The sequence below is a fragment of the Streptomyces phytophilus genome, assembly GCF_013870535.1.
In the GTDB taxonomy this organism is placed as follows: Bacteria; Actinomycetota; Actinomycetes; order Streptomycetales; family Streptomycetaceae; genus Streptomyces; species Streptomyces phytophilus.
Genome location: NZ_JACBXC010000090.1, coordinates 1 through 10,843 on the forward strand (window position 1 = coordinate 1; position 10,843 = coordinate 10,843).

General features: G+C 69.7%; 9 protein-coding genes, 1 tRNA gene and 1 pseudogene. 9 read left to right on the forward strand and 2 right to left on the reverse strand.

Features of this window, described 5'->3' with window-relative positions; genetic code table 11:
• From H5J30_RS07905 to H5J30_RS07930, 6 genes and pseudogenes are all read left to right on the forward strand, one after another.
• Positions 1–432, forward strand: a pseudogene (locus H5J30_RS07905) (hypothetical protein); the annotation flags it as partial.
• Between the two features lie 255 nt (positions 433–687).
• On the forward strand, positions 688–1,929 hold the full coding sequence (locus H5J30_RS07910; RefSeq protein WP_181786439.1) for a branched-chain amino acid ABC transporter substrate-binding protein: 1,242 nt from the start codon (positions 688–690) through the stop codon (positions 1,927–1,929).
• A 108-nt stretch (positions 1,930–2,037) separates the two neighbouring features.
• Positions 2,038–2,967, forward strand: coding sequence for a branched-chain amino acid ABC transporter permease (locus H5J30_RS07915; protein WP_018835625.1), 930 nt, complete (start codon positions 2,038–2,040; stop codon positions 2,965–2,967).
• A gap of 5 nt (positions 2,968–2,972) precedes the next feature.
• Positions 2,973–4,769 (forward strand): branched-chain amino acid ABC transporter permease, encoded by a 1,797-nt coding sequence (locus H5J30_RS07920; RefSeq protein ID WP_181786440.1) that lies wholly within the window; start codon positions 2,973–2,975, stop codon positions 4,767–4,769.
• A 5-nt stretch (positions 4,770–4,774) separates the two neighbouring features.
• Complete coding sequence (locus tag H5J30_RS07925; protein ID WP_181786441.1) at positions 4,775–5,683, forward strand: ABC transporter ATP-binding protein; 909 nt, start codon at positions 4,775–4,777, stop codon at positions 5,681–5,683.
• Entirely contained in the window at positions 5,680–6,396 is a 717-nt protein-coding gene (locus tag H5J30_RS07930) for an ABC transporter ATP-binding protein (protein ID WP_181786442.1), read from the forward strand. The genes H5J30_RS07925 and H5J30_RS07930 overlap by 4 nt, the downstream gene beginning before the upstream one ends.
• A gap of 130 nt (positions 6,397–6,526) precedes the next feature.
• Here the strand turns inward: H5J30_RS07930 and H5J30_RS07935 are convergent, their stop codons facing one another.
• Positions 6,527–7,201, reverse strand: a complete 675-nt coding sequence (locus H5J30_RS07935; protein WP_181786443.1) for an ANTAR domain-containing response regulator — start codon at positions 7,199–7,201, stop codon at positions 6,527–6,529.
• A 104-nt stretch (positions 7,202–7,305) separates the two neighbouring features.
• On the opposite strand from H5J30_RS07935, the gene H5J30_RS07940 reads away from it, so the two are divergent.
• From H5J30_RS07940 to H5J30_RS07950, 3 genes are all read left to right on the forward strand, one after another.
• Positions 7,306–7,387 (forward strand) — tRNA-Leu (locus H5J30_RS07940).
• A gap of 89 nt (positions 7,388–7,476) precedes the next feature.
• Positions 7,477–8,265, forward strand: coding sequence for a helix-turn-helix domain-containing protein (locus H5J30_RS07945; RefSeq protein WP_181786444.1), 789 nt, complete (start codon positions 7,477–7,479; stop codon positions 8,263–8,265).
• 382 nt (positions 8,266–8,647) lie between these two features.
• Positions 8,648–10,060: a lytic transglycosylase domain-containing protein gene (locus H5J30_RS07950; protein ID WP_181786445.1), complete on the forward strand. Its 1,413-nt coding sequence runs from the start codon at positions 8,648–8,650 to the stop codon at positions 10,058–10,060.
• Between the two features lie 27 nt (positions 10,061–10,087).
• Here the strand turns inward: H5J30_RS07950 and H5J30_RS07955 are convergent.
• The coding region (locus H5J30_RS07955; RefSeq protein WP_309505463.1) for an ATP-dependent helicase C-terminal domain-containing protein at positions 10,088–10,843 on the reverse strand (756 nt) is incomplete at its 5' end.

Genomic DNA, 10,843 nt, shown 5'->3' on the forward strand with positions numbered 1-10,843 from the left:
ACACGGCCGGAGCCGGAGCCGGCCGCGCTCGTGCCGTACCCGATCCAGTCGACCGACTTCTCCTTTCTCGGGATAGAAACCCCCAAAGCGGGCGATACCGCTTTTGCTGCGCAGCTCATGGCCACCTCGGACAGCGGCGCCTCGCTGGAGAAGATCACCCAGGGCTACAGCGGCCTGAGCCTCTCCGTCCGGCCCGAACTCCCGCTCGAACTCCCCGAGGGCCAACCCACCCGGGTCACCGTCAGGTTCGAGGTCGTCCGGTGCGCCGGCCTCCCCCTCGACGCCCGCCTGCCCTCGCTGCGCGTAACGCTGCGTAACACGCGCGCAATACAGGACTACAGCTCCATCCTCGGCGGCACCTACGCCGCCGAACTGTCCCGGGCGCTGCGTACGATATGCGAACCCGCCCCCCGGGCCGTTCCCGGCGCATAGGACATCAGCAGCGGCTTCACGCCCGTTCGGGCGTCCGGACTCCGCGGATCCGGCACAGACCGCGCCCGCCGACGCGGAAGGTGGCTGTAAGGGTCATAACAAGAGAGTCACAGCATTGCCTGCACCTCTGCCCCCTCGACCCGGGGCGGCTTAGAGTCACGCCCAGTCACCGCGCAGCAGGTCACCTTCCGACGCCTGCCGCGTGCACCGGCCCACTCTGCGCAGTCGAGGCCGCGCCAGGGGAAAGGACTGATCGTGCGTCACCGTTCCTTGCTCATACTCACCACTGCGGTCACCGCAGGGGCTCTCACGCTGTCTGCTTGCGGTTCCCGCGACGACGACAGCGAAGGCGGGGGCGGTGGCGACGGAACGACCGTCGTTATCGGCCTCGACGCCCCGCTGACAGGTGACCTCTCGGCCCTGGGCATCGGCATCCAGAACTCCGCCGAGCTCGCCGTGAAGACGGCCAACGAGAACGAGGAGGTCAAGGGCGTCACGTTCGAGCTCGAACCCCTCGACGACGTGGCACAGGCCCAGCAGGGCCAGCAGAACGCCACCAAGCTCGTCGGCAACGAGGACGTCATGGGCGTCGTCGGCCCGCTGAACTCCGACGTCGGCCAGTCCATGCAGAAGGTCTTCGCCGACGCCGACATGGTCCAGGTCTCGCCCGCCAACACCAACCCCTCCCTGACCCAGGGCGAGGAGTGGCAGGACGGCGAGAAGACGCGGCCCTTCGACACGTACTTCCGCGTGTCCACCACCGACGCCATCCAGGGCCCGTACGCGGCGCAGTACCTCTTCAACGAGCAGAAGCTGAAGAAGGTCTTCGTCATCGACGACAAGAAGACCTACGGCGCCGGCCTCGCCGGCACCTTCGCCGACGAGTTCGAGAACCTCGGCGGCAAGGTCGTCGGGACCGACCACGTCAACCCCGACGACAAGGACTTCGCGGCCATCGCCACGAAGGTCAAGAACTCCGGCGCCGACTTCGTCTACTACGGCGGCGAGTACCCGGCCGGCGCCCCGCTGGCCGCCCAGGTCAAGAAGGCCGGGGCCAAGATCCCGACCGTCGGCGGCGACGCGCTGTTCAGCGCCGAGTACGTGGCCCTCGCCAAGGAGAACGCCGAAGGCGACATGGCCAGCTCCGTCGGCGCCCCGCTGACCGAGCTGGACACCGCCAAGGAGTTCATCAAGAACTACGACGCGGCCGGCTACGAGGACGCCTACGAGGCGTACGGCGGCTACTCCTACGACTCCACCTGGGCCATCATCCAGGCCGTGAAGGCCGTCGTCGACGAGAACGACGGCGAACTGCCCGGTGACGCGGACGAGGCCCGCAAGGCCATCACCGAGGCCATGAACGACGTTTCCTTCGAGGGCGTGACCGGCAAGGTCGGCTTCGACGAGTTCGGCGACACCACCAACAAGCAGCTGTCGCTGTACCAGGTCAAGGACGGCGAGCACGTGCCGCTGACCAGCGGCGAGTTCGAAGGCTGACCGGGGCGACCACCACCGCCCACTGATCACATAGACCGCAAGCGGCGCGGGGGGCGCACACAGCGCCCCCCGCGCGGCCATATCTGACACCCACTCGGAGGCCCAGCGGTGAACGATCTGCCGCAGCAACTTGCCAACGGCCTGCTACTCGGCGCCTTGTACGGGCTCATAGCCATCGGCTACACGATGGTGTACGGCATTGTTCAGCTCATCAACTTCGCCCACGGCGAGATATTCATGATCGGCGGCTTCGGCGCCCTGACGATGTGGTTGTGGATGCCCAACGGCACCAGCCTGCTCGTCGCCCTGCCGCTGATGATCCTCATGGCCGTCATCTGCTCCGTGCTCGTCGGCGTCGGCGCCGAGCGCTTCGCCTACCGCCCCCTGCGCGGCGCACCCCGCCTCGCCCCCCTCATCACCGCGATCGGCCTGTCCATCGCACTGCAGCAGGCCATCTGGGCCTGGTACCCCGAGGCCACGAAGTCGCGGCCGTTCCCCGAGTTCTCCGGCCCGCGCCTCGACTTCGGCGCGTTCACCATCGAACGCGGCGAGCTGTACCTGCTCATCGCCGCCCCCGTGTGCATGATCGCCCTCGGCTTCTTCGTCTCCAAGACCCGCACCGGCCGCGCCATGCAGGCCACCTCGCAGGACCCGGACACGGCCAAGCTCATGGGCATCAACACCGACCGCATCATCGTCATGGCCTTCGCCATCGGCGCCGCCTTCGCCGCCATCGCGGCCATCGCCCACGGCCTGCGCTACGGCGAGGTCAACTTCAAGATGGGCTTCATCGCCGGCCTCAAGGCGTTCACCGCCGCCGTCCTCGGCGGCATCGGCAACATCTACGGCGCCATGATCGGCGGCGTAGTCCTCGGGCTCTCCGAGGCCATGGCCACCGCCTACATCGCCGACATCCCCGGCATGGAGCAGCTCGGCGGCGGTGCGTGGAAGGACGTCTGGGCGTTCGTCCTGCTCATTCTCGTACTGCTCTTGCGGCCACAGGGCCTGCTGGGCGAACGCGTCTCGGATCGGGCGTGATAGCGATGAACACCCTGGAGAAGAACACCGCATCCGAAACCGCCCCCGCGGGCGGCGTGCTGCCCCTGCCGCCGGGCACCGCCCGGCTCATCGCCCTCGTCGGCGCCGCCGGCACCTTCGTCTCGACCTTCCTCTCGTGGACCTACACGGAGGAGTTCCCGGGCAACCTCACCGTCTACGGATACCCCGGCGGACTGCAGCTCCTGACGCTCACCGGCGCCCTGCTCACCCTGCTGTTCCTGCTCTCCGGCAGCGGCCTGCGCGGACTGCGCTGGCTCACCCCCGGCGGGCCCAACAGCGCGGTACGGCTGCTCGCGCTCGGCACCCTCGGCGTCACCGGCTACACCGTCGGCGCCATCATCAAGAACCTCGGCGGGCTGATCAACGTCGACCCCGGCGGCTACATCGCCGTCGCGATGGCCCTGATCACCGCCATCGGCGCCCTCGGACTGCCCTACGACGTCCCCGTCGACCCCGAGAAGCCGCCGGCCAACCCCTGGGCACAGCTGGTCCACTCCCTGAAGGCACCCGGTCCCGGGCGGCTGCGGGACATGCCCGGCTGGGTGGAGATCGTCATCATCTCCGCCGCCTTCGCCCTCGGCCTGTACATCTTCACGTTCGGAATCGACACCGACTACGCCGAACTGTTCATCGGCTACATGGTGCTCGTCTCCTTCGCCTTCCCCGCCGTGGGCCGCGCGGGCCTCACCAGGCAACTGGGCCAGCTCACCGCCAAGCACCGGAACGTGACCGTGACCGCGGCATTCGTCGCCGCGTTCGCCTTCCCGTTCACCCAGAGCAACGACGCCTACGCCAGCATCGGCACCAACATCCTCATCTTCGCCACCGTCGCCCTCGGCCTCAACGTCGTCGTCGGCCTGGCGGGCCTGCTGGACCTCGGCTACGTCGCCTTCCTCGGCGTCGGCGCCTACACCGCCGCCCTGGTCTCCGGCGCACCCACCTCCAGCATCGGGGTCACCTTCCCGTTCTGGGCCGCGGTGCTCACCGGCGCCGCGGCGTCGCTCGTCTTCGGCGTCCTCATCGGCGCCCCGACACTGCGGCTGCGCGGCGACTACCTCGCCATCGTCACCCTCGGGTTCGGCGAGATCTTCCGCATCGGCGTCCAGAACCTCGACGGCGACTCCGGACCCGACGTCACCAACGGGCCCAACGGCATCCCGAACATCCCCGAGCTGGAAATCCTCGGCTTCAACCTCGGCGAGGAACACACCATCCTCGGCCAGGAACTGGGCAGGTTCTCCAACTACTTCCTGCTCATGCTGCTCTTCACCGTCGTGATCGTGACGATCTTCCGGCGCGCGGACCAGTCGCGCATCGGCCGCGCCTGGGTCGCCATCCGCGAGGACGAGACCGCGGCACGGGCCATGGGCATCAACGCCTTCCGGCTCAAGCTCCTCGCCTTCGCGCTCGGCGCCACCCTGGCCGGCATGGCGGGCACCGTACAGGCGCACGTGACGTACACCGTCACACCCACGCAGTACAAGTTCGTCGAAGCCGTGCCGCCGAACTCCGCGTTCCTGCTGGCCGCCGTCATCCTCGGCGGCATGGGCACCGTCAGCGGCCCGCTCATCGGCGCGTCGCTGCTCTACCTGATCCCCGCCAAGCTGCAGTTCGTCCAGGAGTACCAGCTGCTGCTCTTCGGCGTGGCGCTCGTCCTGCTCATGCGCTTCCGCCCCGAGGGCCTCATCGCCGACCGGCGGAAGCAACTGGAGTTCCACGACACCGGCCAGCTCGACGTGCCCAAGGAAGATACCGGCCTCAGCAAGAAGGTGGGGGTGTGACACCGATGGCCAGCGACACCATCCCCGCCAAGGGGCCGGGCAGCGGGAACGTCCTGGACGCCCGCGGCGTCACCATGCGCTTCGGCGGCCTCACCGCCGTACGCAACGTCGACCTCACCGTCGACCAGGGCGAGATCGTCGGGCTCATCGGCCCCAACGGCGCCGGCAAGACCACCTTCTTCAACTGCATGACCGGGCTCTACATCCCCAGCGAGGGCACGGTCCGCTACAAGGGCGCGGTCCTGCCGCACCGCTCCCACCGCGTCACCGAGGCGGGCATCGCCCGTACCTTCCAGAACATCCGTCTCTTCGCCAACATGACGGTCCTGGAAAACGTCCTCGTCGGCCGGCACACCCGCACCCGCGAAGGGCTGTGGTCCGCGCTCCTGCGCGGCCCCGGCTTCAAGAAGGCGGAGCGGACGTCCGAAGCACGCGCCATGGAGCTGCTGGAGTTCACCGGGCTGGCCGCCAAGCGCGACCATCTCGCCCGCAACCTCCCCTACGGCGAACAGCGCAAGCTGGAAATCGCCCGGGCACTGGCGAGCGAACCCGGACTGCTGCTCCTCGACGAGCCCACCGCGGGCATGAACCCGCAGGAGACCCGGGCCACCCGCGAGCTGGTCTTCGCGATCCGCGAACAGGGCATCTCGGTCCTCGTCATCGAGCACGACATGCGGTTCATCTTCGGACTCTGCGACCGCGTCGCCGTCCTCGTCCAGGGCGAAAAACTGGTCGAGGGCACCCCCGACGTCGTCCAGAGCGACGACCGCGTCGTCGCCGCGTACCTCGGCACCCCCTACGAGGGCGTCCCCGAGGACGAGGCAGTCGCCGAGGTCACCGCGGCCGAGGACGCCCTCGCCAGGAACACCGGGAGCGGCAGCACCCCCAAGACGAGCAAGGAGGGCGACGCGTGACCGCGCTACTGCAGGTCGAAGACCTGAAAGTCGCCTACGGCAAGATCGAGGCCGTCAAGGGCATCTCGTTCAGCGTCCAAAGCGGCGAGGTCGTCACCCTCATCGGCACCAACGGCGCCGGCAAGACGACGACCCTGCGCACCCTGTCCGGACTGCTGAAGCCGGCCGGCGGCAAGGTCTTCTTCGACGGCACGCCGCTCAACGGCGTCGGCGCCCACAAGATCGTCGCCATGGGCCTCGCCCACTCCCCGGAAGGCCGCCGGCTCTTCCCCCGCCTCACCATCACCGAGAACCTCCAACTCGGCGCCTTCCTCCGGAAGGACTCGGCGGGCATCGAGCAGGACATCAAGATGTGCTACGAGCTGTTCCCCATCCTCGGCGAACGGCGCAAGCAGGCCGCAGGCACCCTCTCCGGCGGCGAGCAGCAGATGCTCGCCATGGGCAGGGCACTGATGTCCCGGCCCAAGCTGCTCATGCTCGACGAACCCTCCATGGGCCTCTCGCCGATCATGATGCAGAAGATCATGGAGACGATCCGGGAGCTGAAGTCCCAGGGCACCACCATCCTGCTCGTCGAGCAGAACGCCCAGGCCGCGCTCTCCATCGCCGACCACGGCCACGTGATGGAGGTCGGCAAGGTCGTCCTGTCGGGCACCGGGGAGGAACTGCTGCACGACGAGTCCGTGCGCAAGGCATACCTCGGCGAAGACTGAAACCGACCGCACACAGAGCGGCCCGCGCCCCGGGGAGGGGGGCACGGGCCGCTCTCACGCGTCCATGGACGGGGACGGGGACGGGGGCGCGGGCGGGCATCGCCGAACGGAACCCTGCCGGCCCCGCGGACTACCCCTGCTTCTTCTTGCCCTTCTTCTCCGCGTCGTCCTCGATCACGGCCTCCGCCACCTGCTGCATCGACAGCCGGCGGTCCATCGACGTCTTCTGGATCCACCGGAACGCCGCCGGCTCCGACAGCCCGTACTCCGTCTGCAGGATGCTCTTCGCCCGGTCCACCAGCTTGCGCGTCTCCAGCCGCTGGGTGAGGTCGACGACCTCCTTCTCCAGCGCCTTCAGCTCCGTGTAGCGCGAGACGGCCATCTCGATGGCCGGGACCACGTCACCCTTGCTGAACGGCTTCACCAGATACGCCATGGCCCCCGCGTCCCGCGCCCGCTCGACCAGCTCGCGCTGGGAGAACGCGGTGAGCATCAGCACCGGGGCGATGGAGTCGGCGGCGATCTGCTCGGCGGCGGAGATCCCGTCGAGCACGGGCATCTTCACATCCAGGATCACCAGATCCGGCTGATGCTCCCGGGCCAACCGCACCGCGGTCTCCCCGTCCCCCGCCTCCCCGACGACGGTGTACCCCTCCTCCTCCAGCATCTCCTTCAGATCGAGCCGGATGAGGGCCTCGTCCTCGGCGATGACGACCCGCGTGGTCTGCGGCGGCACGTGTTCGTCGCCGCCGGCACTGACGGCGGCGATGTCCTCCGGGGGTTCGGGGGTCTCGGGGGCGCTCACGGTGCTCCTCGGGGTATTGCCTGGCTGCGGAAGGGGCACCCCCGAGAGTACCGACCCCGCGGGAGGAGGTGAGTACGCGGTAGGCTTGGGCCCGCATCGAGCGAGCCCGGTTGGTGGAACTGGCAAACACGCGGCTCTCAAACAGCCGTGCCTTCGGGCTTGTGGGTTCGAGTCCCACACCGGGCACTCCTCGTCTCGCTCAAGCGGAGCGCATCCTTCTCGTGAATTCCGCCGGTGGAGCGGCGTGCTTAGGCGCGGTCGCGCACAGTTGTTCCATGACTACGCACGGCGCGGATGTGCGCGACCAGGCACTTGCCATGCTGCGCAACGGGGCGCGGAACGCCGACGTCGCCAGAGATCTCGGCGTTCCCGTAGGGACTGTGGGCTACTGGCTCCACCGGGACCGGGCCGCACGCGGGACGTTGCCCGGTGTGCCCGAGCGGCCGTGCCCGCGGTGCGACGGCCGCCCCCTGGACGACACGGCCTACTCCTACCTCCTGGGCCTCTACCTGGGTGACGGCCACATCGTCCGGTACTCCGGACACCGGGTGCCCAGCCTCATGATCACCTGTGCCGACGCCTGGCCCGGTCTGATGCGCGACTGCCGCCGTGCGATGAACGCGGTCTTCCCGCACAACAGGATCTGCCTGGTCTCCCGGACGGGCTGCCACAACGTGAAGGTGTACTCCCTGCACCTGCCGTGCCTCTTCCCCCAGCACGGCACGGGAAAGAAGCACGAGCGGCGGATCGCCGCCGAGCCGTGGCAGCAGGAGATCCTCGACCGGCATCCCTGGCCCTTCATCCGCGGGCTCATCCACTCCGACGGGTGCCGGATCATGAACTGGACCACTCGTCTCGTCGCCGGTCGGCGCAAGCGCTACGAGTATCCGCGCTACTTCTTCAGCAACAAGTCCGACGACATCCGCAGGCTGTTCACCGACGCACTCGACCGCGTCGGCGTCGAGTGGTCGACCCTTGCCCGCGGCTCCGATCCGTTCAACATCTCCGTCGCCAGGCGTGCGTCCGTCGCGCTCATGGACGCCCATGTAGGGCCCAAATACTGACTCCCCAGCTCCGGGTTCCGGCGGATGTCCGGGTGCGGTCACCGTTCATCCACAGGCGGTAGAACGCGGCATCAACTTGACGTATGGTCGCGAGCATTGCTGTGCGGGGGAGCCTGCAGACCTACGAGGGGACGGGTAGGCGATGTCTGCGCCGACGCGACGACGACTGCGCAAGGGTGCGATGACCGCGGCTGTGGCCGCCGCCGCGATGGCGGCGCTGTCGGCCTCACAGGCGCCGGGGCTCTCGGCGGGGCCCGAGGCCCCCGGGAAGAGTGCCCCCGACCAGGCGCCGGGGGGCGGCGAGGACTCGATCACGGGTGGCTCTCCTTATTACACCGACCTGCCGCCGCTGGAGAGCGCCAACCCCTCGCCGGGTGACGAGTTGGAGGACGAGGCCGACGAGTCCGGTATTCCGGCGACGGTCCTCGACGCGTACAAGCAGGCCGAGAGCCGGCTCGCGCGCAGCAACCCCGGGTGCAACCTGGAGTGGGAGCTGCTGGCGGCCATAGGCCGGGTGGAGTCGGGACATGCCCGCGGCGGTGACGTGACCGCGGACGGTACGACGCGGAATCCCATCCTCGGCCCCGTGCTGAACGGCAACGGCTTCGCCAACATCACGGACACCGACGGCGGCGAGTACGACGGGGACACCACCCATGACCGTGCCGTCGGTCCGATGCAGTTCATCCCGTCGACGTGGGCGACCTGGGGCAGCGACGGCAACGACGACGGTGAGCGCAATCCGGACAACGTCTACGACGCGGCGCTGTCCGCCGGGCGGTATCTGTGCGCGGGCGGGCGCGACCTGTCCTCGCAGGCCGACCTGGAAGCCGCCATCCTCGGGTACAACCAGTCGCAGTCGTATCTGCGTACGGTCCTGACCTGGTACGACTTCTACAAGGAGGGTGGCGCCGACCCGGTGCCCGACGGCTCCGGGGCCGACCCGGGGGACCGGAGCGACGGCATCAACACGCCGAGTCCGTCGCCGAGCCCGTCGGAGAGCGACAAGCCCGGCAAGGGCGGCAAGGACGACGGCAAGGGCGACGGCGGGAACGGCGGTGGCAGTACCCCCAGTCCCGGCCCCAGCGACCCGCCCCCGGACGACGGGGACGACGACAACGGCCCGGAGGAGCCGGCGCCGACCATATCGGACCTGCGTGTGGTGAGCCCGCAGTCCAGCAGCGCGTACACCGGTGCCGACTTCGCGGAGCGTCCGAAGGTGCGGGGCGTGACCGCGCGCGGCGCGGGCGTGTCCGGGAAGACGGTCACGTTCACGATCAGCGGCCAGACCGGTGCGGTCTTCGCCGGTGGCGGGAAGACCGCGTCGGTCACGACCAACGGCTCCGGTTACGCGACGGCGCCGGTGGTCAAGGCCGGTCAGCTGACCGGGGACTTCACGATCCGCGCCACGACGGGCGGGGGCGTGAGCCCGGTGGACTTCGCCGCCGAGGTGGAGGCGTCGTACGGGCTGGCGCGTGTCGGTGACGCGGCGCTCACGGCGGCGGCGGGCGGCGAGTTCGGCGCCGTCGAGGCCAAGGTGACGTACCGGGGCGGTCCCGCCGCGGAGGCGCCGGTGACGGCGGCGATGGTCACGGAGGCGGGCGAGCAGAACGACAAGGGCCCGTTCTTCAAGGACGCGGAGGGCAACCCGGTCCGCAAGCTGAACCTGACGACGGCCGGGGACGGCACGGTGAAGCTGCCGACGATCCAGGCGGGCGACGAAACGGGGAAGTTCCTGCTGCTGCTGACCACGAGCGAGGGCGTGACGCTGACGCTGGAGCTGACGGTCGAGTAGGGCCGGTTCGGTGCCGGGGGCCGCAGGTCAGCGGCCGGCGTTCGTGCGGCGCGTGGTGTGCCGGGTGGGCGCGGCGGTGGCCGGGTCCTCGGGCCAGGGGTGCTTCGGGTAGCGGCCGCGCAGTTCGGCGCGGACCGCGGGGTAGCCCTGCCGCCAGAAGGACTCCAGGTCGGCGGTGACGGCGGCGGGGCGGCCGGCGGGTGACAGCAGGTGCACCAGGAGCGGTACGCGGCCGTCGGCGATCCGCGGCGTGCTGTCGAGGCCGAAGAGTTCCTGGAGTTTGACGGCGAGTACGGGCTGCTGCGGGTCGTCGTAGTCGACGCGGATGCGGGAGCCGCTGGGCACCTCGATGCGCTCCGGGGCGAGTTCGTCGAGCCGGGCGGCGTCGCCGCGGGCCCAGGGGAGGAGTCCTCGGAGTACGCGGGCGGCGTCGATGCGGCGCGGTTCGTCGTCCAGCCAGTCGTCGGCGCGGGCGAGGAGTGCGTCGTCGCGGACGTCGGGCCAGGGGTCGCCGAGTGCGTGGTGCAGGAAGGCGAGCCGGTGCCGTAGCGCGCGGGCGCCGTCGGACCAGCGCAGCAGGTCGGTGCCTTCGCGGCGGAGCCCGTCGAGGCGGGCGGCGTGCAGGCGGGCGGGGTCGGGGCGGGGGAGTGGCCGGGCGCGGAGTTCGACGGCGCCGAGGCGGGTGACGCGGCGGGCGACGGTTTCGCGGCGCTCGGCGGACCAGGTGACTTCGTCCTCGGTGGCGAGCAGGGTTTCCGCGGCTCGCAGGGCGGTGTCCTCGTC